Source organism: Pedobacter fastidiosus (genome assembly GCF_014306625.1).
Taxonomy (GTDB): domain Bacteria; phylum Bacteroidota; class Bacteroidia; order Sphingobacteriales; family Sphingobacteriaceae; genus Pedobacter; species Pedobacter fastidiosus.
The window spans coordinates 36,131-60,131 of record NZ_JACRYL010000020.1; the positions used below are offsets into that span (position 1 = coordinate 36,131).

Annotated in this window: 21 protein-coding genes; 7 read left to right on the forward strand and 14 right to left on the reverse strand. The window is 35.1% G+C overall.

Features of this window, described 5'->3' with window-relative positions:
• The 3 genes from H7U22_RS18520 to H7U22_RS18530 all read right to left on the reverse strand — a co-directional run.
• On the reverse strand, window positions 1-566 hold a 566-nt coding region (locus tag H7U22_RS18520; protein ID WP_187072834.1), incomplete at its 3' end, for a DUF4386 domain-containing protein.
• Between the two features lie 505 nt (window positions 567-1,071).
• Complete coding sequence (locus H7U22_RS18525) at window positions 1,072-1,776, reverse strand: DJ-1/PfpI family protein (protein ID WP_187072835.1); 705 nt, start codon at window positions 1,774-1,776, stop codon at window positions 1,072-1,074.
• Window positions 1,777-2,065: 289 nt separating this feature from the next.
• Window positions 2,066-2,419, reverse strand: a complete 354-nt coding sequence (locus tag H7U22_RS18530; RefSeq protein ID WP_187072836.1) for a hypothetical protein — start codon at window positions 2,417-2,419, stop codon at window positions 2,066-2,068.
• A gap of 239 nt (window positions 2,420-2,658) precedes the next feature.
• Here H7U22_RS18530 and H7U22_RS18535 point away from each other — a divergent pair, with 239 nt between their 5' ends.
• Complete coding sequence (locus H7U22_RS18535; RefSeq protein WP_187072837.1) at window positions 2,659-3,003, forward strand: single-stranded DNA-binding protein; 345 nt, start codon at window positions 2,659-2,661, stop codon at window positions 3,001-3,003.
• A gap of 353 nt (window positions 3,004-3,356) precedes the next feature.
• On the opposite strand, the gene H7U22_RS18540 is transcribed toward H7U22_RS18535, so the two are convergent.
• From H7U22_RS18540 to H7U22_RS18570, 7 genes are all read right to left on the reverse strand, one after another.
• Entirely contained in the window at window positions 3,357-5,408 is a 2,052-nt protein-coding gene (locus tag H7U22_RS18540) for a TonB-dependent receptor (protein ID WP_187072838.1), read from the reverse strand.
• Between the two features lie 92 nt (window positions 5,409-5,500).
• Window positions 5,501-6,826: a PQQ-dependent sugar dehydrogenase gene (locus H7U22_RS18545; protein ID WP_187072839.1), complete on the reverse strand. Its 1,326-nt coding sequence runs from the start codon at window positions 6,824-6,826 to the stop codon at window positions 5,501-5,503.
• A gap of 111 nt (window positions 6,827-6,937) precedes the next feature.
• Window positions 6,938-9,655, reverse strand: coding sequence for an outer membrane beta-barrel protein (locus tag H7U22_RS18550; protein WP_187072840.1), 2,718 nt, complete (start codon window positions 9,653-9,655; stop codon window positions 6,938-6,940).
• Window positions 9,656-9,812: 157 nt separating this feature from the next.
• Complete coding sequence (locus H7U22_RS18555) at window positions 9,813-10,370, reverse strand: FHA domain-containing protein (RefSeq protein ID WP_187072841.1); 558 nt, start codon at window positions 10,368-10,370, stop codon at window positions 9,813-9,815.
• Between the two features lie 160 nt (window positions 10,371-10,530).
• Window positions 10,531-11,877, reverse strand: coding sequence for an ankyrin repeat domain-containing protein (locus tag H7U22_RS18560; protein WP_248284800.1), 1,347 nt, complete (start codon window positions 11,875-11,877; stop codon window positions 10,531-10,533).
• 9 nt (window positions 11,878-11,886) lie between these two features.
• The gene (locus H7U22_RS18565; RefSeq protein ID WP_187072843.1) at window positions 11,887-13,065 is read right to left on the reverse strand and encodes an ankyrin repeat domain-containing protein; all 1,179 of its coding nucleotides are present in this window, start codon (window positions 13,063-13,065) and stop codon (window positions 11,887-11,889) included.
• Between the two features lie 197 nt (window positions 13,066-13,262).
• Window positions 13,263-13,874, reverse strand: a complete 612-nt coding sequence (locus tag H7U22_RS18570; RefSeq protein ID WP_222621900.1) for a hypothetical protein — start codon at window positions 13,872-13,874, stop codon at window positions 13,263-13,265.
• Between the two features lie 204 nt (window positions 13,875-14,078).
• Between H7U22_RS18570 and H7U22_RS18575 the strand changes: the two genes are divergently transcribed.
• Together H7U22_RS18575 and H7U22_RS18580 are read left to right on the forward strand one after the other, a co-directional pair.
• Window positions 14,079-16,298: an NADP-dependent isocitrate dehydrogenase gene (locus H7U22_RS18575; protein WP_187072845.1), complete on the forward strand. Its 2,220-nt coding sequence runs from the start codon at window positions 14,079-14,081 to the stop codon at window positions 16,296-16,298.
• A gap of 767 nt (window positions 16,299-17,065) precedes the next feature.
• The gene (locus tag H7U22_RS18580) at window positions 17,066-17,473 is read left to right on the forward strand and encodes a hypothetical protein (protein WP_187072846.1); all 408 of its coding nucleotides are present in this window, start codon (window positions 17,066-17,068) and stop codon (window positions 17,471-17,473) included.
• Between the two features lie 105 nt (window positions 17,474-17,578).
• Here H7U22_RS18580 and H7U22_RS18585 read toward each other — a convergent pair whose 3' ends face one another.
• The 3 genes from H7U22_RS18585 to H7U22_RS18595 form a co-directional block, all read right to left on the reverse strand.
• Complete coding sequence (locus tag H7U22_RS18585) at window positions 17,579-18,100, reverse strand: hypothetical protein (protein ID WP_187072847.1); 522 nt, start codon at window positions 18,098-18,100, stop codon at window positions 17,579-17,581.
• A gap of 2 nt (window positions 18,101-18,102) precedes the next feature.
• Window positions 18,103-19,935 (reverse strand): DNA polymerase III subunit gamma/tau, encoded by a 1,833-nt coding sequence (locus H7U22_RS18590; protein WP_187072848.1) that lies wholly within the window; start codon window positions 19,933-19,935, stop codon window positions 18,103-18,105.
• Window positions 19,936-20,008: 73 nt separating this feature from the next.
• Window positions 20,009-20,881, reverse strand: coding sequence for an AraC family transcriptional regulator (locus H7U22_RS18595; protein ID WP_187072849.1), 873 nt, complete (start codon window positions 20,879-20,881; stop codon window positions 20,009-20,011).
• A 174-nt stretch (window positions 20,882-21,055) separates the two neighbouring features.
• Here H7U22_RS18595 and H7U22_RS18600 point away from each other — a divergent pair, with 174 nt between their 5' ends.
• The 4 genes from H7U22_RS18600 (at window position 21,056) to rplI (ending at window position 23,110) form a co-directional block, all read left to right on the forward strand.
• The gene (locus H7U22_RS18600) at window positions 21,056-21,649 is read left to right on the forward strand and encodes a hypothetical protein (RefSeq protein ID WP_187072850.1); all 594 of its coding nucleotides are present in this window, start codon (window positions 21,056-21,058) and stop codon (window positions 21,647-21,649) included.
• Window positions 21,650-22,033: 384 nt separating this feature from the next.
• On the forward strand, window positions 22,034-22,390 hold the full coding sequence (gene rpsF / locus H7U22_RS18605; RefSeq protein WP_187072851.1) for a 30S ribosomal protein S6: 357 nt from the start codon (window positions 22,034-22,036) through the stop codon (window positions 22,388-22,390).
• Window positions 22,390-22,653: a 30S ribosomal protein S18 gene (rpsR, locus tag H7U22_RS18610; RefSeq protein ID WP_010599582.1), complete on the forward strand. Its 264-nt coding sequence runs from the start codon at window positions 22,390-22,392 to the stop codon at window positions 22,651-22,653. The genes rpsF and rpsR overlap by 1 nt, the downstream gene beginning before the upstream one ends.
• A 13-nt stretch (window positions 22,654-22,666) precedes the next feature.
• Window positions 22,667-23,110: a 50S ribosomal protein L9 gene (rplI, locus tag H7U22_RS18615; RefSeq protein WP_131557257.1), complete on the forward strand. Its 444-nt coding sequence runs from the start codon at window positions 22,667-22,669 to the stop codon at window positions 23,108-23,110.
• A gap of 133 nt (window positions 23,111-23,243) precedes the next feature.
• Here rplI and H7U22_RS18620 read toward each other — a convergent pair whose 3' ends face one another.
• Window positions 23,244-23,948 carry an SDR family oxidoreductase gene (locus H7U22_RS18620; protein ID WP_187072852.1) on the reverse strand — a complete coding sequence of 235 codons (705 nt, stop codon included), beginning with the start codon at window positions 23,946-23,948 and terminating at the stop codon, window positions 23,244-23,246.
• Window positions 23,949-24,001: the final 53 nt, after the last annotated feature.

A 24,001-nucleotide genomic window follows, 5' to 3' on the forward strand; every position in this document is an offset into this window, starting at 1 on the left:
AATTCAGTTAACTGAGGAAAAGTGGTTTTTAATAGATGAATCAAAATGTATGACGCTCCAGCTATAATTGATAAATACCATAAAATGCCAGGTATTAATTTATGAAGCTTCATCAGTGCACCAATTATAAGTAAGTGAATGCCAAAAACAATCAACCCTGTTGACCATATATTTTGAAACGATTTATAATTTTTAAGAACAATTGAGTTATTGGATTGCCCAATGTTTATCGCTAAATAATATAAGGCAATACCCAATATCAAAGAGTAAATAATTCTCAAAATACAAGACAGTAGGGCCCATTTTTTATTGTCATTTTTGAAGAATATATATAGCGTAAAAGAAACCAATATATCAAGCAGTAGCACTATTAAAATGCCCAATAGCATAAATTTATAGAGCTGCAAATTTTCAGATAAATTGCTTTGTGCAAAGTCAAGTTGACCAGGCTTAAATATTTTTGGCAAAGCATATCCAAACGAAAACCCAGCTATTACGGCCATCAATAATAGTGAGTAGCCCGAAAGTTTGGCAAAAGATCTGTTCCTATTGATTGTATTATTCATTATTGTTTATTTTGATGCTTCTGTTCTTTTCTTTCAGACACCTATCTGGCACAAGCGTACTGCCTGTGCCCCAAAAAATCAATAAAAGATGCGTATGCTTTGTTAAATATAACTAGATTTTTAACTAAATAAAAGATGGGATGTTTGCGCTAAATTCTACTTTCATCAAAGGCGGGCTTAACCTGGGTTTCTGGCCGTTCCTATTTCGTTCTACATTCTATCCATTTTGTGTTTCACAATTTTTTTAAAAAATAAATTTCTTAACGGTAGGTGTTTTTTTTATTTAGAAAACTGGTCTCTATAATTTATTAAGGATTTTCTCGAAACTGGGTTTCCATGTCCGAGGTAAAAAGTTTCGGTATTCAATGAAAGAATATAATCAATACTGTTTTTTACTTGTTCCAAATTGTCATGAAAAGGTGGATGCTTCATTCGTGAATTAAATGCAATTCCACCAAGTAATATTCCTGATGCTATAATGACAAACTAATATTGGTGGCCGTTTTTATTTTCCACGTTTCAGTTTAACAAGTGATTGTACATTTTTTACAATGTCCCAAATAGTCAAATCTTTTTTTGCCTCTTTGCCAAGTATTTTTTTAGCCAATTCAATTGTCGCACTGTCAGCTTCCTTTATATTTCCTGAATTGAAAGGCGGTTTTGGGTCATACTCGATGAATAACTGATAGGCTTTGGCTTTTTCATCCCCTACAATTTGGCTTGCTAAATACAAGCTCATATCAATTCCTGCCGAAACGCCTTGTGCTGTAATAATTTTGTCTTCTTGAACATATCTTTCACTCGTTGGAATTGAGCCATACTCATTTAATAAATGAATGACGGCCCAGTGGGAGGTCGCTTTTTTATTTTTCAGTAAGCCTGCTGCTGCTAAAATTATTGAGCCTGAACATACAGAGGTTGTCCAAGCGCTGGTTTTGTAAATTTTGTTAATCCAAGATAAAAGGCTTTTATCTTTTGCCTCTCTTATAAACCCAACGACCGAACCTGGAATAATCAAAATGTCTGCTTTGTCAATTTCAGAAATATCGTATTCAGCAACAAGTTTTAGAAAATGCGTGTCAGATATAATTATACCTTTTTCTTTTGCAACAAATTTTACGTTAGCGTTAGGAAGTCTGCTTAAAACTTCATATGGTCCAATTGCATCTAATGCCGTAAGTCCGTTGTATATGTAAATTACTATGTCCATACTTGTTTTCTAGTTTCTTTAAGGTCGTTCTAAAGTTGCCACCAACTCTTAAACGAACTGACTTTTTTAATTAAGAGTTCTTTTTTTTGCTTTAAATGATGTTTTGCATTTTAAACGATACGTTTTTTGAGTACACAATTCTTAAAAGCATACATAGAAAAGTAGTTATTTATTATGGTTTACATTATCCAATGGACAAGTCCATTTTTAAAGTAAGCAACTTGTATAAGTATGTTTTAAAGAGTGGGAACCGCAGTGATTTAGCAACATCAAATATTTTTCTCCTCGCTCACTTCTCCTCCCTTTTAACCAATAAAAACTCTTCTTCATTTAATATCAAATAGCCATATTCATAACAGAAGCTATAATTATTTCCATTTGAAGTTTGATGAATATGCGTGTGGTAATCTAGATTAAAACCTGCAGCAAAAAGCTTTTTTCGGGTGATTTTAGCTTTCCCTTCTGGATTAAATTTGGCAAGAATATTTCTGTTTTTTTTGAGGATTAGATTAATCCGTTTTACAACAAGACTGTCCTCGCTTTTTAAGCGATTGTTATAACTGTTGCGACATAAATCATCGCAGAATTTTTTATCGGTTCGGCCTTTTACCGGTTTACCGCAATCTAAACACAAACGTTCCATAATATTTTTTGATTTTATTATGGGATGATGTGTAAATCTAAACATTTAATGCGAACACAAGAAAAATATATATTGCCTTTAGGTTGTTCTACAGCACATTATTCGTGTTTAAGCGTTTATAAACGACTATAACTGTTTATTGCCCGAATAATTTTTCTTGGTGTTTGCACCTTTGTTGTGTCGATAGTCGTGGTGACTATTCGTTCGTTAAATATTTAGATCCTTTAAATTTTATTATTATGGAAAGTGCAATTAACAAAGTGGTATTAAGTGGTTTTGCAGGTGCAGATGTTGAAGTAAAAACATTGGCTGGAAATCAAAAATTGGCTAAAGTGAGCTTAGCCGTACATGAGTATTACAAAAATGCTTCGGGCGAAGAAGTTAAAAAAACGCAATGGATTAATTTAATTTTTTGGAATGCCAAAGCCGAAATAGCTGAGGCGCAAATTAAAAAAGGAACAAGATTAACGGTTGAAGGTAAATTGTTAACAGGAAGTTACGAAGCCAAAGATGGAACTAAACGCTTTACCACTGAAATCGTGGTAAGCGAAATCGCCATTAAAGAAATCGATTTGGTCAATTAATTCTTGATGATTTTAAATTTTAAAATAGCTACCTATGATAAAAGTCACATTCAGAGAAATTCTGGGTGTGGCTTTGTATTCATTTTTAGGCAGATTATTCGGTACATTAAACTTAATGCTAAGGTTCTATTATTAAATGCTTTCTTTTAGCCATTAGTATTTTGTTTAAGCTAATCCAATCGTCACTCTGAATTTATTTAAGGATCTTTCTTGCCATAACGGTGCTGAAATAAACCCTATAGCAATCGGATCAGAAAGATACTGAGCACAGGTATGGAGCTTATGAGGTAAGGTTCTATGATTCATAACAATGTGATGAAAGTTCGGTTCTATAATTAATTAACCGTTTTAATTTACAGTTTCACCGCAAGGCCGGTATAAAAATTTATCCCAGTGGCGGGGTTAAAATATCTTCCATTTGCAGCATTTAAATCATTACCCAAACTGTACTTTTCGTTTAGTAGATTATTAACACCAGCAAAAATATCCAAACGGGTATTCTTAAGTTTTAAACTTCTGATGCCTGCTTTTATTTCAACCAAGTCATATTTATTAGCCATTACAGTATTGGCATCATTTAGTGGGATGGCCGAAGTATGGTTATATTGGCTAAAGAAATAAAATCCTTTTTGAAACTTAAATTCTAAACTGTTTACAATAATATGGTCGGGAACACCCGTAAGCTTGTTTCCGCTGAAGTTAGAAGCTCCGTTAACAAAATCGTTAAACCTGAAATGGCTGTAGGTGTAATTGCTTTTGAATTGTAAGCCTGTTAAAACTGAAGAGCTATTTTTTATAATCCAAATGGCAGTTTCCAACTCTATTCCTTTTTGTTTTGTGCCACCTGCGTTGATGAAATATTCGGCGTCATTTTGATTTAACCTTCTCACAATGGCATCTTTCAATTCGTACTGAAAAATGCTTCCATTGGCATAAAAACGATTGTTTTCAGTTTTATACCTTAAACCGATTTCATAATTCCAACCCAATTCTGCCTGCAGATTATTGTTAATATTATTGTCTGATGATCGAACTTCGGCAATAGTTGGCTGAGAATAACCTTTGCTTGCCGAAGCCCTCAAAGAAAATGCTGAACTAATTAAATAAGAAGCCGCAACCTTCGGCATAAATTGAGTACTAAATTTCCTTTGCTTTTCAGCAATTGCGATAGGGGAGAAGCTCTCGTATTTATAGTTAAAGAAGTTTAAACTCGAGGCCAGCTCAATCAAAAGCTTACTGTTAACATCTAAGTTTAAACGGACAAAGGCAAAATCCTGATTGGCTTTTAAATTATCATAAGCTTGCATAGTTCCTATTGAACCGGCATTATTGTTGAAATTTTTAATCTGACTTTTTGTTCCCGAGCTTTCTACACCTGCCTGTGCGCTAAATTTAAAATCGTTCTTAATTTGATCATATTGTAGAAAAGTTCTCAAGCCCAATGTACTTTCATATCGGTTTTCGTAATTGGTAATAAATGGGTTTTTGAAATCGGTATATGAAGTAAATAAAGCAATTACGTGTTTAAAGTTTGGGCTAATTTGGTAAGTGTTGGATAAGCCACCAAAAATAGTTTTGTTGTAAATGGCTGCTTGTTGAGTAATTGCACCTGGAATTGTTGGTGTTGCCGGACGGGCAAGTTTGGGATCTTGCTCCAATTGTACGGCCGTTAATCCACCAGGAGTTTTATAACTTAAATCGCTATAAAATGCAAAAGCTTTTAAACTTCCCGTGGGGCTATAATTCCATTGGTGCATGGTTTGAAAATACTTCCGATCCATAGCACTGTTCTGGCGATAACCATCACTTCTTTGGTAACCTTCGGAAAAACTAAAACTATAATTTTTAAACTGATGCTGAATGTTTGCCGTTTGATGAAACAATCCATAAGAGCCAGCAATAACTGAAGCCTCGATTCTATTTTGATCTAAACTTGGTGGATTAATTAAAATTGCACCACCCGTATTGGCGCCAAAAATACTGGCTTCAGGGCCTTTGTAAATTTCCATCGAGCCTACTGCCGAAACATCGAACGCATTGAGATAAGTATTTCCTCCAGCATCTGTTAATGGAAAATCATCAATATAAATCTTGATATTTCTGATTCCAAACGGAGAGCGCAATAAACTTCCACGAAGTGAAACTCGATAACTTCCAGGTGATCTTTCTTCCATTCTTACACCCGGAACAGAATTAAAAGTGCTTACTAAAGAATTGCTTTGTTGGTTTTTTATGGCGTTACTATCAATTAAACTTACAGCAGAAACCGATCTTAAAATGGGCTGAGTATTGTAATAGCCTTTAACCACAACGTCATTTAATTTTTTAACCGAATCGGTTTTAACAATCTGCGCAAAAGCAGAAAACGAAAATAATGCAAATAAGAATGTAAAGGTTGATTTCAATTTTTTGAGATTATATATTAATTACAAAAAAACCGCAGATTTTTGTTTTAAAATTACAATAATCTGCGGTTTCTTAAGTTTTTAGCGGTTAACTATTTTGCTGCAACTCTCCAAATTACACCGCTTACATCATCGGCAACTAAAAGTGCGCCATCTGGTGTTAAGGTAACCCCAACCGGGCTACCATAAACTTCAGCTTTTGCTGAGTCTGAAACAAATCCAGTTAAAAAATCTTCGGGTTTTCCAGTAGGTTTACCATCCTTAAAAGGAACAAATGCAACTTTATAACCAGAAATCGCAGAGCGATTCCAAGAACCATGCTGGCCAATAAATGCACCGCCTTGATATTTCGCCGGAAATTTATCGCCCTTGTAAAATGCCAATCCCAATGATGCAGTGTGTGCACCAACAGGAACATCAGGAGCGATGGCTTTTTTTACCAAATCAGGGTTTTTGCCTTTCATCCTAGGGTCTTCATTCTGTCCGTAATAAGAATATGGCCAACCATAAAAAGCACCAGGTTTTACACTTGTAATGTAATCTGGAACAAGATCATCTCCCAAACCATCACGTTCGTTAACCGCTGTCCACAGGGTTTTAGTTCCCGGAGCCCAATCTATTCCAACTGGGTTTCTCAATCCGCTCGCATATATTTTTTCGCCGGTTCCATCTGGATTAATCTCTAAAATGTTAGCTCTTCGTTTCTCATTTTCCATACCGTTTTCGCCAACATTACTTCCAGAACCCACGGTTACATAGATTTTTGTTTGGTCGGCATTCGTTATCAAATTACGTGTCCAATGGTTATTGTAACCGCCAGCTGGTAAACTCAGAATGGTTTTACTTGGGCCACTTATTTTTGTATCGCCAGGCTTATAAGGAAATTCTAAAATTCCATTTGTATTGGCTACATAAAAATGATTGCCAATAATTGCCATTCCGTAAGGCTGGTTTAAACCTTTCAAAAACGTAGCTACCATTTCTGGTTTTCCATCTTTGTCAGCATCTCTATAAAGTAAAATGGTGTTGGCGCTTTTGCCGGGAACTTCTGATTTTGCTTTGCCAGTAACAGCATTTGCTACTGCCTCAACTGTACTGCGCTCAGAATTTGTAAGTACAACAAGAACATCGCCATTTGGCGTAATAATCATGTTTCTAGGACTTTTGATATCGGAGGCAAATTTAGTTACCACAAATCCCTCTGGGGCAATGGGCATTTTGCCAGCAGGCCAACCGATTACTTTGCTAAACTTACTTTTTGATGCAGTGGTATCTGGAGCTGGAAGTTTTATTTCTTCAGTTTTGGTTTCAGTTTCAGTAGTCGTTTTGGTTTCTTTCTCTTGTGAGCCAGAGTTTGTTTGACAACCAAAGAGTGTTAATGCAGAGCATAAAGCAATATAGGAAATCTTATTTTTCATAGTGTTATAATTGAAAATGGGATGAATTCGCCAAAATTATAACACGTTTCAATGGAAATATGTTTGTAAATAAAATGATTTGAATTTTTCCAAACTCAAATCACTTTAACTCTATTTTTTGAAGATATTTATTTTGTACTGATAGGTTGCCAAGAAATATCGCCTCAAAATATTCCGATCGGATGTTATAACAGCATTGTTATAGGCGTATCTGGATACCGAAATATTCTGATCAAAAATATCGTAAACCGATAATTTTAACTGACCCCGATCCTTCTTCAGCATTTGAAAAGTAAGTGCCAAATTTAGCTGATGTGCACTTTTAGGAAAGCCCTCGCTAACCTGTGGGTTATAATTATAACTGTAGTTCGCATCCAAAATGATTCTTTTTGGCCATCTTAAACTTAAGTCGCTCCCTAAAGTATGGGTATACGTATTTACTGTATTAAAGTCAACATTCTTATAATTTGTCGATTCTCTATTAAAGCTGTAGCGCATGCTTAAGCTCAAAAGCTCCTTATAATTAAAATTGATATTTTCATCAGTATAGATATTTAAGGTATTGGCAAAGCCATCATTTTCATTTAATATGAAGGGCCTATGGCCCATATTTATGCTCATATTATGATTAAAGCTTACCTGCCAGTTTTGCGATTTTTTGAACTGTTTTCCGAATCCTATTCCTGCATAACCATTAAAATTTCCATCTCTATTTACGAATGATGCATTTGTAGCGCCGGCACTATTCACCAAACTTCGCTGTATAACTACATTATCACTAAAGTTTAACCCTGAATATGCATTAAAGTTGATTTGTTTTGCATAACTGTATTTGTAAATATTCAGATTGATGTTGCGAACATGGCTGGGCTTTAAATCTGGATTACCAACAGAGGTGTAAAGCGAATTATAGGTTCGAACGATGGGCTGCATCTGTGAAATGTTTGGTAAATCCAATCGTTCATCATAACTAAGCGACATGCTTGGCCCATCGAGCCTGAAGGTTGGGAAAAAATTATAGAAATCTTGGTCTATATCCGCATAACCATAATTAAATTTATTTTTGACATCTTGATATTCTGCCTTTACGCCAAGCCGAACACTGTAGTTTTTGTTTATTTTATACAATAATTGAGGTCTGAAATTTTGCGTAAAAACATTTCGTTGCAAATCATTGCTCAGATTAATTAGTAGGATATCATAATTGCCGGTAAGCGGATTGTTTTCGAAAGTTCCCGCATGATCTTTATTAATAGAATACTTTGTGTAGGTATTAAATTCAGCGAAAAGCTTTTTGGTAAATGGATAGTTGTAAGTTAAGGATAAATCTCCCGAACTAGATTTGTTCCAGCTATCGCGAAATCGATTCTGCATTTCCGATTTAATATCTGCCGTATAAGAAAGAATATTGTATCGCGAAAAATTAAATCCTTCATTGTCATTTAACTGAAGCGAGTGGTTAATGGTAAAGGATTCGCCTTTTTTCTTCAGCCTCTTATAAAAGCTAAAATTGTGCGAGAAACCACTGTTGCTACTTTTGTTCGAATTGGCGCCGTTACTCTCTGTAAGTTTGGGGTTTTGTGTATTTGCACTACTGCCAAGCGTTTCATTTGCATTATTATCGTACCTCAAATTCAGTTTTGGCTCGTATCTCAATCTTCTCATCGTATCGGGCACCAATTCTATTAAACCGCCTATTGCATGTTTATTGTTTCTATTGTTGCTGTTATTGCTTGATACAGAAGTAAGAATGGTATTGGCTACAGATTGTTCTTGTATTGAATTTCCAATATTGAGATTTCCAGTATGGGTTAAGAAATAGGTAAGGTTGAGTTTTAATTTTGTTCCATAATTATTGTTGATATTTAATCCTGCAGACGATACGCTTTCAATGCCGCCCCAGCCTCTACCGCCAAAAGTTCCATCCCAAGCTTGTTGACCGCCAGAGCGATCGAAACCACCCATGGAGTACAATTCGTTTTGAGAGAAGCCTGTTTTATTTAAATTATTAGCCAAGCCGATTACACTCACTTGTAAAGTATCTCTAAAGTTGCTCAAAATCCCACCAACTTCGTATCGATCTCTACTACCAGCGCCCCCATAAATTTTTCCCAAAGTACTTTTCTTAATTTTACTTTTCAGCTTTAGGTTGATGATTTTAGAAACTTGTGTTTCGCTCACCAAATGATCTGGGTCGTTTTCACGATCATCATAAACCTGAATTTTATCAACCATATCTGCATCAAGGTTCTTTGTAGCCACTTTTGGGTCGGTACCAAAGAATTCTTTTCCATCTATTAAAAGCTTACTAATTGATTTGCCATTGACTAAAATAGAGCCATCAACATTTACCTGTACACCGGGCAATTTTTTTAAAAGTTCTTCAACAACGGCATTGGGGCGGGTTTTGAAAGCTTCTGTGTTAAATTCGATGGTATCTTTTTTAATCACAACTGGAGATCTTTCTCCTTTTATCACCACTTCATCTAAATGATTTCCCTGTAAATAAATGGTCTTAAAATCTTCTATAACATCTTTTTTAAGGTTGAGGATTTGTCTGTGAGTAGTATAGCCCACATAAGAAACAATAATTTTCGTTGGCTTATCTATCGCAATTCCAGCGAGTTTAAAGGCACCGTTTTTATCGGTTAAGGTATAAGAAATTAGTGTGGTGTCTTTTGCATTTACAATAGCAACGGTTGCAAACTCGAGCGGGGCTTTAGAATCAAAATCGGCGATTATACCTTTTACCGATGTTTTAGTTTGAGCAAAAGCAATGGAAGTAGCGAACACAAGTAGGAGCGGAGCAATGAATTTGAGAGATTTCATTTTTGGGATTGAGCGAGATTAGTTAGGATCTGTAAGCAGTTAATCTGCTTAAATACCTAAAACAATTTTACGTTTTTTGATTAGATGATTTTGTTAAGAGATTGTTAAAACGTTTTAGTGATTTATTTTTAACGAATTAATTTAAAGCTGATTAATTTTATTTTATTAAGTTCCCAATAATTAGGTTTTCAATTTCTTTACCACTTAAAAGGAGTGCAGCGAAGTGAGAATCAGACTTTATCAACAAATATTTTCCCGAAGGAAGAATTATTGCAGATGTGCCACAGGTTGTTTGCTCTTTGAAGAGCAGGTTTTTCAAAAAGCCAGAATCTGTTTCAATTTCAAGTCCTTTAGATTTTATTGGACTAAAGCTATCCCCTTCACCTCGATATTGATAAACTGAAATTGACGGCCTTTTAGCTGATTTTTCCTTTACATAGTTTTGATAGGCAAATCTAGAATCGTTCAAAAATGTTGCATTTTGATAATTAAGATCTTTCCAGCAAACATCTTTGTTAAAATCGTACTTAATAAAAATCGTATCTTTTAGTTCTGTTCTTGTATTTTCTTTTAAGAAGATTTTTAGCGAATCTAGTTTACCATCGCTCAGCGAACCACTTTCATACTGATTTTCTGAATTATAAAGCTTAGGTGAACATGCCAGCAGAACAGCAGAGCAAGTTATAAAGAGCAAGATCTTTTTGATATGGAGCATTTGGTTAAGAGCGTTAAAATTTAATAAAACTAACGCCTAAATCTATAACTAAATTTTTAAGAGATAAAATTTAATCAAATAAAAGTTGGACTATAACAGAAATATCACAACCGATCTGAAACGTTGTATAAATCATCCAATCCAACTTTTATTTACAAATTTATCCTTTTAATATTTTGGTTTTTTCTGCATCAAATTCTTCTTGAGATAATATTCCAGCATCAAAAAGTTCCTTCAAATCTAGCAAGGCTTGTTTTTTTGAAGCCATATCATTTTTTGCAGGCTCTGGTATTACAGCTGCTTGTGCCTGATTTGATGAAGTAGAACTTGCTGGATTTGATGGACTTGCCTTTAAAAGCAATTCTGTGATTTCATTAAAGCCTTTAATGTTAGAATAATCGATGGCTTTTTGCTCCTTAACGTTTACTACTGATGGATCAGCAGATTTTTCCAACAAAAATTTAACGATATCCTTTTTGCCATTTGCTGCAGCATAATGTAAAGCTGTATTTCCGCTTTCATCTTGAATATCAATTGTTGCGCCTTTATCCAAAAGTAGCTTTAGCATGCTTAAATGACCGCTTTTAGCTGCCACATGCAACATACTTTCTCCTCCATAATTATAAGATCCATCTAAAGAGAAGCTTGCCGAACTTGAAAGATTGTTTGCCGTTTCTACCCATTCTAAATAAGAATACATGGAATCATCGTTGCCAGAAAGCGGTTTTGCATAATTAACATCAACACCGTTTTCTAAAAATAAATCGACTATTTCTTTTTGATTATGCCCGCAAGCATACCAAATTGGAGATATTCCACTTTTTGAAGAAACGAAAACATCAGCGCCCTTATCAACCAGAATTTTCGTAAGCATTCTATTCGAATCGTAGCAGGCAATAAGCAAGGCAGATTCTCCTTCGTGATTAACATGATTTATGCTACTGCCATTTTCTAAAAGCAATTCGACCATTGGCGTGTTTTTAGATTTAGCAGCAAATAGTAAAGGCGAATTTCCTTGTTTGTTGGTGGTATTTACGTTGGCGCCAAACTCGATTAGCTTTTGAAGGATTTCTTTATTTCTCCAACTAGAAGCAAGAAGTAAAGGCGTCTCGGCTTCATTATTTTCAATATCGGCTTCTAAACCGGCCTCAAGCAATTTTATTAAAACTTCAATTTGCCCGTTTTGAGCCGTTAAATGAAGTAAACTGTTCCCTTTATTATCTTTAATGCTAATTTTAGCACCTTTATCCATTAAAAAGAGTGCAGTTTGTTTTTGTTTTTGAAGGCAGGCAAAGTAAAAAGGTGTTTCGCCATCATGGTCTTCGTAATCTAAATCTGCACCTGCATTTACCAACAGCTGAACCAAATCTAGATAGCCTTGGTGAGCAGCATAGTGCAAGGCCGTTCTTCCTTTTTCATCTGTATAGGTTACATCTACCTCGTTGTTTGCCAATAAAAGTTCGGCTATTTTTCTTTTGCCACTTTCGCAGGCAATTATAAAAGACATTGACATATATTAAGCTTGTTTCATTAAAAGTTCAACTGTTTTTATTTTCAAGTTATCATCAGAAGCCAGCATTAGCGCCGTTTTATCCTGATCATTAGTTAAAGAAATATCTGCTCCATTTTCTATTAAAAGCTTAACCTTACGGTAAGTTTCTTTGGCTTTATCTGCTTCATAATTCACATTATAAGCACAAACTTTATGAAGCACTGTGTTGCCTTCGGCATCTTGTCTGTTAACATCAATGTTGCCAGTTTCTAAAACAGCCTCTAAAACAGCTGCCGATTTTTCTGCAATTAAATCTAATGGAGTCGTTTCTTTTCCATAGTAAATACTTGTTTGGTAAACATCTGCGCCATCTTCTATCATTTTGACAAGCAATTTTAAAGCATCATCAGAATTGTACATCATGCGGATATATTCAAAAAGCAAAGTAACTTGATTACGATTTTGAACATCGAAATCTGGAGTGCCATAATCTCTAAGTTTATTGTAAAGTTCTAAATCCAATTTGTGTGCAACTGCATAAAAGAAAGCAGAATTTCCGTCCTTATCTATATCATTTGGATTGGCACCATTTTCTAAAAGCAAGTCTAAATAATCTTCTCTATTAAATTCTATAGCTGCAATTAAGGGAGTTTTTTTAACAATGTTGGGCGCATTAACATCTAAGCCTTCATTAATTAAAAATTCAAGGTAGGAAAGAGATAAATCTGGTTTCATCAAATTGGTTTTTACAACCTGATGAATAAAATTTTCTTCTGCATTGTTTTTAAAGTTTACATCGCAGCCAGCATCCACTAAGATTTTTACTTTTTCAAGGCTAGCACCTTTTTCAAAAAAGTAACCAAGTAATGTCTTTGCTTCAACTTCATCATTCAGATTATCAAATTTTGAGATCAATGATTTAAAGAAATCTAAACCTTCGTTGCTGTCTTTTAAATTTCTAATTACACTTTGAAATATGCTTTTATCGAAGTTGTCAAGCTCATAAATGTCCATTTCAATCGCCTTTGTTTTGATCAGGTTATCGATAATTTCAAACTCTTCGTTACGGAAAAGATTATCGAATATTTGCGACTTGGCGAAATCTTGGATCGTTTTCGGAAGTTTTTCTCCGTTGGTTAATTGCACTAAAGCTTCAGGGTAATTGCCTGAATTTAAAAGTTGTTCTAAGTTTTGATCACTCATATTTGTATATGCTAGTTAAATAAATGCCAATTATTTAGCAGTCGCATTAAACTAAACGCAAATAAAGAAGTGATGTTTATCAATCGGCCAAAACTTATTTATTTACAAACAGCTAACTGTCTAAATAATTGAAAAATTTTAGGGTTGATTTTTTTGGGAGGGACGTTACAGTTATAAAAGTAGAAATTATTTTTTAATCAGTAGTCTAGAGTTTTATTAAAAATAAATTTTTCGCCAATAAAATAACTTTCGCCGAATACTAAAAGATTCAGATTTTTATTGATACAAGGAATTTCTCCTACAAAGTTAGACTGTATGCCATGTTTGGCTAAGCATTCTTGATAATTCATTAGTATTTTTCTAGATCCTCTTGCAAACATGCCCGAATTATCTTTGCAAAGTTTAAAAACATTCATAGCTTCATTTATCCCATAAGTAAATGGGAAATCATAATAATAATTGTTTAAGTGAGACTTATATAAGTCAAGTAATAGCTTGTCTGGTTTTGTAGATTTTCCATTGTAATAAAGATCGGTAAATACATCCGTAAAAGCGTAGAGTAAAAAGTGATCGGAATAAGCAGTAAAATTTTGTGCCCATCCTCGAATAAATCTTTCGTCAGCTATTTTTAATATCTTGAGTTCCCACTGGTTTTTCTTTTCATTATTGATAAATAAGTTAAAGGTTACAATTAGGTTTTCATCTATATAATTTAGGGATGAAATTACCATGCCGCCATCTTCCATGTATTCTTTACTAGTCAAAATATTTTCGAGGTCTGATGGGGCAATTTTTTTTATTATTTTCATGAAAAATCAGAGTTTCGTTGACTAACCTCGAATATATAAAATTGGGAGACAACTTTGATTTTATTTTAAAACAAGCCATAAATAACATTGCGATGTTCCTAAATTCATCTGATTATTTTATCTTTAGGCGATTTTAAAAATAATCGGTTTTTTCAACCATAACTCGATTAATCATTAACCTTAATAAGCAAAATCAATTTAAACATGTCAAATACATCAAAAATTATCTACACCAAAACCGACGAGGCGCCAATGTTGGCTACTTATTCACTTTTACCTATTGTACAAGCTTTTACCGCATCAGCAGGTATCGATGTAGAGACGAGAGATATTTCTTTAGCAGGAAGAATTTTGGCAAACTTTCCTGAGTATTTAAAAGACGATCAAAAAATTGGTGATGCATTAGCAGAACTTGGTGGGTTGGCAACAACTCCTGAGGCTAACATCATTAAATTACCAAATATATCTGCATCTATACCGCAATTGGTTGGTGCAATTACCGAATTACAATCACAAGGATTTGCCATTCCAAATTACCCTGATAATGCACAGAGTGATGAGGAAAAAGCAATCAAAACAAAATATGCAAAGGTTTTAGGTTCTGCTGTTAACCCGGTTTTACGCGAGGGTAACTCAGATCGTAGAGCGCCAAAAGCAGTTAAGAACTACGCTAAAACCAATCCTCATTCTATGGGAAAATGGTCTGCTGATTCAAAAACTAAAGTTGCAAGCATGAGCGAAGGCGATTTCTATGGTTCAGAAAAGTCGGTAACTATTGCTGAAGCTTCTCAATTTAAAATCGAATTTGTTGGTACAGACGGTGCAGTAAAAGAGTTAAAGGGTTTATCGCCCTTAAAAGCAGGTGAAGTAATTGATAGTTCGGCTTTAAGTTTATCTGCTTTAAAAACTTTCGTTGCAAAGGAAATTGCTGAGGCTAAAGCTGAAGGCGTTTTATTATCGGCGCACTTAAAAGCAACGATGATGAAAGTTTCTGATCCATTAATTTTCGGTGCAATTGTAGAAGTTTATTTTGCTGATGTTTTTACAAAATATGCGGATCTCTTCAAAGAATTAAACGTTGATACAAGCAATGGTTTGGGCGATGTTTATGCAAAAATTGCAGGCAATTCTAAACAGGCAGAAGTTGAAGCTGCTTTAGCTGCTGCAATTGAAAACGGTCCGGCTTTAGCTATGGTAAACTCTGATAAAGGAATTACCAATCTTCATGTTCCTTCTGATGTAATTGTTGATGCTTCGATGCCGGCAATGATTCGTACTTCGGGCCAAATGTGGAATAAAGACGGCAAACCCCAAGATACAATTGCTTTAATTCCCGATCGTTGTTATGCTGGTGTTTACACGGCCACAATTGATGACTGTAAAGCACATGGTGCATTTGATGTAACCACAATGGGTTCCGTTCCAAATGTTGGTTTAATGGCGCAAAAAGCTGAAGAATACGGATCTCATGATAAAACTTTTCAAGCAGTTGCTGATGGAACAATTCGCGTTACTGATGCCGATGGTCAAGTTTTCTTTGATCAAAAAGTAGAGAAAGGCGATATTTTCAGAATGTGCCGAACTAAGGATGCTCCAATTCAGGATTGGGTTAAATTGGCTGTAAACAGAGCTCGTTTATCTGAAACTCCTGCCGTTTTCTGGTTAGATGAAAACAGAGCGCATGATAGAGAAATCATTGCTAAAGTAAACAAGTACTTGAAAGAGTACGATACTACCGGATTGGATATTAGAATCTTGGCGCCAATTGAAGCAACTAAATTTACTTTAGAACGCATTCGTAAAGGTGAGGATACGATTTCAGTTACGGGTAACGTACTTCGTGATTACTTAACGGATTTATTCCCGATTTTAGAACTTGGAACTTCTGCGAAAATGTTATCTATCGTTCCATTAATGAGTGGTGGTGGTTTATTTGAAACTGGCGCTGGTGGTTCTGCACCAAAACACATTGAACAATTTATAGAAGAAGGTTATTTACGGTGGGATTCTTTAGGAGAATTCTTAGCGCTTCAAGCTTCTTTAGAGCATTTATCGCAAACTCAAAACAATGCAAAAGCTCAGGTTTTAGCTGATGCTTTAGATGAGGCAAATGCTAAATTCTTGGCAACAGATAAATCTCCAGGTAGAAAGCTAGGGACTATTGATAATCGTGGTTCTCACTTTTATTTAGCTCTATATTGGGCTGAGGCATTGGCTAGTCAATCAAAAGATGCTGATTTAAAAGCAAGATTTGCGCCTTTGGCTAAAGCATTATTGGAAAATGAAGCTAAAATAAACGAAGAGCTAATTGGTGCTCAAGGTAAACCGCAAAACATTGGTGGTTATTACAATCCAAATGATGATTTGGCAAGTAAAGCTATGCGTCCGAGTGAAACTTTAAATACAACTTTATCTTCTTTATAGGCTAGGGTTTATACTCATATTAACCGCCTTGATTTTTAAAATCAAGGCGGTTTTTTTTGTGATTTTTCAGTTAGTGAGAAACCAATTGTTAGATGAATATTAATTTAACATCTCGGTCTGCGACCACCCCTCCAAAAATGAGGAATTTTCACCTCACAGTTTTTTAGGCATTTTGCAATTCCCCTTTTCCATAGGGGTGCCTGTAATGTGGGGTGTTTCTTTATTGGATCCTGTTATAATTCTTTATCGGTTGATGTATCACCAATCGAAATATTTATTGAAATGCATTAAGATTCCCGCCTGCGCGGGAAAGACGTGGTGGCCGTGCGATTGTTGTCTTTACGAACTTTTTTTTTGCAATTCGCATTTTTGGCGTTCCGTCATTCTCAATTCCATCCGATAGCTATGGATGAAAATCGCTCCGCAGGAGTCCCTTTGGGATAATGCTTTGGCTATGTTTTTGTTTAAATTGAAGTGCATTAAAATTCTGCCTGTAGGTAGTACGGTTGGATGATTGGGCTCTTTGGTTTTTCGCGTGAGGGATAGGAGTGATATCCTTTTATTTAAAGCTTTGATTAACAAATCTTATTTCAAAAAGCATTGCCAAAGCTTTAAGTAAAAGATATAGCGGATAGCCAGACCCTTGCACAGCTTGGGGCACGCCCAAATTGTTATTCCACCCATTTCCAAATATTTCTTTTATAACAAAAACAAACCTTATTCCCATCAAATTGTTATATTCATACAAATTAAAAGGAACGAATATCATGGCAAATAACGAAAATCAAGGATCGAAGGATAAAATACATAGCACTACAGAAAATAGCGAAATCAATAAGGAAAATCTTTCTTACGATGAAACAAAGCAGAGTTACGAGCTTGATGTAAAGGGTAAGGATAAGGATTACGACCACCCAATGGGCTACGAAACTGTTGCAGTTGGCGCCAAAGATGATGATTCTACTTACGATGAAGCTAATCCTTATGTTGGCGATGAATATGCAACCGACGATGAAATTGCCAATGATAATTTAGAAGAATTGGGCATGCATGTAGATAATGGCGAAAGTGTTAAGCTTAGCCCGGAAGATGAAATTCTTGCCCGAACACCAGAAGATAGTCGCGATGACCTTGATGAAGAGGGTTATCCGATTAATGATGAACCCCAAAAATAGTCAAGAGATTACCATTTCTTAGAGGATCATTTGACAAAACAATCATAAATGGAAAAGCTGGACTATGCATGAAGAACGTATGATCCAGCTTTTTTTGAGTTTAGTCTAATGGGATAAGATTGGATTAACTTGAATTTGTTTCTCTATGTTTGCTCTCCAAGTATTCCGGTTATTGACCACAAATTTTTCAACTTCGCCATCTTTTAAAATAACTTCTAATCCGTTCGGGATTAAGCCTAAAGTTTTATAAAAATTGAGTGCTTGAATTTCGTGTAGCCCTATTGAAAAACTATGTTTTTGAAAGTTATATTGATGAGATTTAAACTCGATTCGATCTGTTAACAAATACAGTTTTCCACCTACAGCTTCAGTATTTTTAAAATGATTGGCGGCGCCTGAATAAATTATAGATTCTTGTTCGGCTTCAGAAAGGTTGGTTTGTTCGTTTATCTTTTTTGAGTTTACAAAAAAGTACATCGCCAAACCAAAAAGTAATCCAGCTATAGGTGCGGTAATAATTGCATAGCCGATTCCGAAAATTAGCGCTTCAAATATGCCAAAGAAAACGGCGAAAAATAAAGCAGCTAAAACAGAATTTCTAAAAATTGCTTTTTTCTCGGTTGTCATTATTATGGATTAATATCTAAATTAAACCTTCTGCGCAGTTCATCTAGTTTCGGATTTTTATTAACCAGATAATCATATTTTTCTCGGTTTCCATAAAGCCTGTTTTCAATTTTGCGCTCCGCAACATTAAAAGTTATGTCTACAGCGAAATTCTGCAATTGGTTCCTTAGGTAATTCATCAATTCTACTGATTCCTGTTGAACAAACTGTTCTTGGGTTTTGCTCTCTACCGAAATTTCGATCAGCACTGGGTTTACGAGTTTCGGTGGAAAGTTATTAAGGATTGTGAAAAGGTTTATTTTATCTGTTGATTTCAGTATTTTGATGTAGTTGTTCCAAACTTCTAACAATCGATCATAACTGAAATGCTCACGGGCTTCGCCGGTAACCTTCTTTGGTCCGCCATCTTCATCACCATTTGCAACTCGATTTAAATCATTTAAAGATGGAATAAGCGTGCTGGCTGCATTGGTTTTTGGAATGCTAATGTTGATAGATGAGGCAGAGGGCATCGTATTTTGCCTTGGTGCATCTTTCGGTTTTTCTTCCAGAGAAATACTTGGTGGAACTTCAGCTTCCGGAGTGCTTAATGATGGAGGTGAAATGCTCTCACTTTCTGCTTTAGGGCTTAAGCTTTCTGCTTGAGGAGATTTTTCGGCTACGTTACTAGTTTTTTTTTTATCCTGATCTGAATCAGTTGCTGTATTGTTTGTGTTTAAAGGTTGCTGTGCGAGTTGAACTACGGATCGGATGTGGCACATTTTAATTAATGCAAGCTCAACCTGTAATCTTTGGTTTTTAGAGTTTTTATAATTTAAATCGCAGGTGTTGGCCAAATTAAGTGCCGTTAACAGAAACGAAAGTTCTGTTTGTCTGCATTGATCTAAATATTTCTGTTTAATATTTTCGCTAACTTCTAAAAGTTTAATGGTTGCAGCATCTTTACCTACCAATAAATTACGAAAGTGCGTAGCCAAGCCATTTATAAAGTTATTGCCATCGAAACCATTATTCAAAATTTCATCGAATAAAAGTAAAGTCTGACTAACCTCTGCTGCGGTTAAATAAGTGGTAAGTTTAAAAAAGTAATCGTAATCTAAAATGTTTAAGTTATCAATTACCGATTTGTAAGTAATGTTTTTATTGGCGTAACTCGCAATCTGATCGAACATGGAAAGCGCATCACGCAAACCGCCATCGGCTTTTTGAGCAATAATATGCAATCCATCAGGTTCAAAAGCAATATTTTCTCGCTGGGCAATGGTTGCTAAATGATTTGAAATATCTTCTACCTGAATTCTATTGAAATCAAAAATTTGACAACGTGATAAAATGGTTGGCAAAATTTTGTGTTTCTCTGTTGTAGCTAATATAAAAATAGCATACGATGGTGGTTCTTCCAGTGTTTTAAGGAAAGCATTAAATGCATTGGCTGAGAGCATGTGCACCTCATCAATAATATAAATTTTATACTTTCCTGCTTGTGGCGGGATTCTAACCTGTTCTATTAAGCTCCGAATATCATCAACCGAATTGTTTGATGCGGCATCTAATTCGTGAATATTAAAGGAATGACCCGTTTGAAAAGAAACACAGTTTTCGCATTGTCCGCAGGCTTCCATTTCTGCTGTAGGATTAGTGCAGTTAATGGTTTTGGCCAAAATTCTTGCACAGGTTGTTTTACCAACACCACGCGGACCGCAGAATAGAAATGCTTGGGCAAGCTGATTGTTTTTGATGGCATTTTTAAGCGTACCTGTAATATGCTGTTGCCCAACTACGGTTTCAAACGTGGCCGGACGATATTTACGGGCAGAAACAATAAAATTTTCCATCGGCACGAAAATAGGAATTTTTTGTTGAGTTGAAATGTTGTAAAGCAGGAATGTTGAAAAGTTGATTCAGCGATTATTTTATTACTGATTTTAATTCGTGCCGATACTGCGAAGCACTTTTGCCTGTAAATTCTTTAAACAGTTTATTAAAATGGCTAAAATTATTAAAACCACTTTCGAATGAAATGTTGGCAATGCTAATGGGTTTTTCGGCTAAAAGCTTGGAGGCATGCACCACCCGATACTCATTTACAAAACGGGTAAAGGTTTTCTTGGTTATTTTTTTAAAGTATCTACAAAAGGATGGAACCGTCATACTCGCCATTTCGGCAACAGCTTCTAAACTAATCTGATCTTGAAAATGATCTTTAACGTAATTGAAAACCATATTGATGCGGTCGTTATCCTGAATTTGCATTTCCATAGAAAATCCTGCAGCATTTAGTATTTTGTAGTCCTCGGTATTTTCCAGCTCCTTTAAAATACTCAATAAAGTTAAAAGCCTAGTAAATGGAGGTTGATCATCCATCGCCTCGATTCTTTTACCTACGGCTATTTTTGTATCCATTCCGAATGCAATGCCTCCTTTAGCTTTGTCAAAAAGTTCTTGAAGACCTTTTATCTCCTGCAAGCCCAAAAAATCGGTTCCCAAAAAATCGGGTTTCATCTGGATTACAGTTTCATTTTTGTTGCCGGTATTGGTATCTGTAAAACCACAATGTGGGAGGAAGCTTCCAATAAGGATTAAATCGCCTTCTGTGTAGTAAGAAACATGACTCCCGATTTGTCTTTTGCCTGCACCGCCATTAACATAAACCATTTCTATTTCTGGATGGTAATGCCACAAATGAGCCATGTTATTGGCATTCTGAACATATTTAGAATAGCGAAATGAACTTCCGAATGAGGGTTCTATCGCCTCAAAGCTAGCTTTTAACGTTTTCATATTGTGTGTTAAAGCTACATAAAAATTATATACATTATTGTTCTGATTACATTATTATGATAATTTTAGGGGTAATATAGCATAGAAATAGGAAAATATGCAATCATCTATCTTTCAGCTTAGTAAGTAATTTAGCATAGTCAAATAATTACAAACTCTTTAAACTACTTGGTTATGAAAAATTTCTTAAAAATCAGTTTAATAGCAGCGATCTTTTTCACTGTTTCTGGCGCACGTGCTAATGATGATGTTTTCTCATTGAAGGTTAAAAGTGAGAAAGAAAAAAATATTCGTTTTTTTATTAACGAAGCTAAAGACATTAATTTCTCTTTATATGGGGAAGATGATGAAAAGTTATTCGAAGAAAATATCCACGCAGTTGGTGCTTCTACCAAAACATATAATTTAGATGCTTTTCCTGACGGAAACTACACATTAAAAGTTGAAACAGGTTCAAAATTGGCTGAATATGATATCGTTATTGGAAATGGCTTAGCTTTAGTATCTGCACCAACCGTTATCGAGGTTTTTAAACCAGTAATTACCAAAAGCAATCAAGTTATTACACTAAATGTAGAAAGTAAAGATAAAAGCCCGATCAAAGTTCAGGTGTTTAACGAGTATAACGAAGAGCTTTACTCAGAGGTTTTTACAAACAAAGCACAGCTGACCAAAAAATTCTATGCTGGTCAAACCGATTCTAAAATTTTAACCTTTATTGTAAAATCTAACAAACAGACGTTCATTAAAAATGTTGATGCAAACTAATCCACGCTAATTAAATATAGAAGGGAGATTGTCTTAATGATAATCTCCCTTTTTTTATGGGTAAGGATTTTATAAGACATATCTAGCCCTTTAAAATTTTCTCGATTTTATTTGAAAACGAATGGTTATGTAATCCTTTGCCGATTGTAGTCCTGTTTTCCGCTAAATCCCCGATAGAAAAAATTGGGTGATACCGCTTCATCCAGGTTTAGAATTAAAGAAATTCAGGTTTCGGTCGGTTAAGCTTCCTAGTATTATACAAAAGTTTTAAATTCACCTTTAACCTTTTTCCCATTAAGCCTTTGATTTTAAGAAATATATTGCTACTTTTGCATCCCCGTAATATACCTCGGGATTAACAAATTAAAAACATAATTTATAACAATGAATCAGTACGAAACTGTTATCGTTCTAACCCCATTGTTATCTGAAGAAGCAGCGAAAGAGGCATTAGCCAAATTCAAAGCAGTTCTTGTAGATAACGGTGCCGAAATTATCCAAGAGGATAATTGGGGTTTGAGAAAATTAGCGTATCCGATTGAGAAAAAATCAAACGGATTCTTCAACTTAACTGAATACAAAGCTTCAGGAGATTTGATCGCAAAATTAGAGCTTCAATTAAAACGCGATGAGCGTGTGTTACGTTTCTTAACAATCCGTTTAGATAAACACGCTATTGCTTACAATGAGAAAAAACGTAGTGGTGCGTTTAATAAAAAAACTAAGGAGGTTGTAGCGTAATGGCAAGAGAACAAATACAATACGTAACCGCCCCTAAAGTAGAGGATAACCGTAAAAAATATTGCCGTTTCAAGAAAAACGGAATTAAATATATCGATTACAAGGATGCAAATTTCTTGTTGAAATTTATTAACGATCAAGGTAAATTATTACCACGCCGTTTAACTGGTACTTCGTTAAAATTCCAACGTAAAGTTGCTCAAGCAGTTAAACGTGCTCGTCACATCGGTTTGTTACCTTTCGTTGCAGATCAATTAAAATAGGAGGCTCAGAGATATGGAAATTATTTTAAAACAAGATATTAAAGGCCTTGGCGAGAAAGATGATGTAGTTAATGTGAAAAACGGTTATGGCCGTAACTACTTAATCCCTCAAGGATTTGGCGCTTTAGCTACTTCTTCTGCTAAAAAAGTTTTAGCTGAAAATTTAAAGCAAGCTGCTTTTAAACAAGATAAAATTAAGAAAGATGCTGAAGGTATCGCTGAACGTTTAACTGATGTTAAACTTTCTATCGGTGCTAAAGCTGGCGAAAGCGGAAAAATCTTTGGAGCTGTTAACACAATCCAGATTGCTGAAGCATTAAAAGCTCAAGGCTTTGATGTAGATCGTCGTCGTATTACTTTTGAAACTGAACCTAAATTTGTTGGCGAATATGTTGCTAACTTAAACTTACATAAAGAAGTTAAAGTTCAAGTTCCTTTTGAAGTAGTAGCTGAATAATCATTCTTTAAAATTATAAAAAAGTCCTTTCAGTTTTTTTCTGAAAGGACTTTTTTTATGGATTCGTTATTTGTTAATTTTAACAGTTAAACAGTTAAACAGTTAAACAGTTAAACAATTAACCTATTGATCTTTACCCTTTCGGTGTAGTCGGTCTAATTTCTATTTTACTTGGCAACGTTCTAGCAGGCATCTTCAATAAATCTACAATCAGTTTGCCCATATCTTCTGGCTGGATTTTCCAGGCATCATCTTCTGCGTTTGGGTTGTGATCGTTAAAATGACTGGCGACTGAACCGGGCATAATCGTACTCACTTTCACTCCATATTTTCTTAAATCTAACATTACAGATTGTGTAAATCCTGTCAATCCAAATTTACTGGCGTTGTAAGCAGATCCTCCTGCAAAGAAATTTGTACCTGCTAAACTGGAAATCGTGAAAATAGTTCCTTTTGTTTTCTTAATTCCTTCTACGCTAGCCTTAATGCTGTAGAAAACACCCGTTAAGTTCGTGTCTATGGTTTCATTCCATAATGCTACATCCATTTCATCTATAGGTGCAAAATGACCAACGCCTGCATTGGCAATTAATACATCTAACTGTCCCCACTTTTCGATTATTAGATTTACGGCTTCCTGTTGAGATTTGAAATCCTTAACATCAGCTTCTATTGCTAAAATATCGCCATGCGTTACTAAATTCGAAGCTGCATTATTTGCAGCATCTATTGTTCTACTGGTAATGGCTACTTTATAGCCGTCTTTTAAAAGTGCTTCGGCAATCCCAAAACCTATTCCTTTACTACCCCCCGTAATTAGGGCTACTTTTATGCTCATGATAATTCTTTTTTTATTTAACGATTGAGAGACAAATATGTTTAATAAGAAAT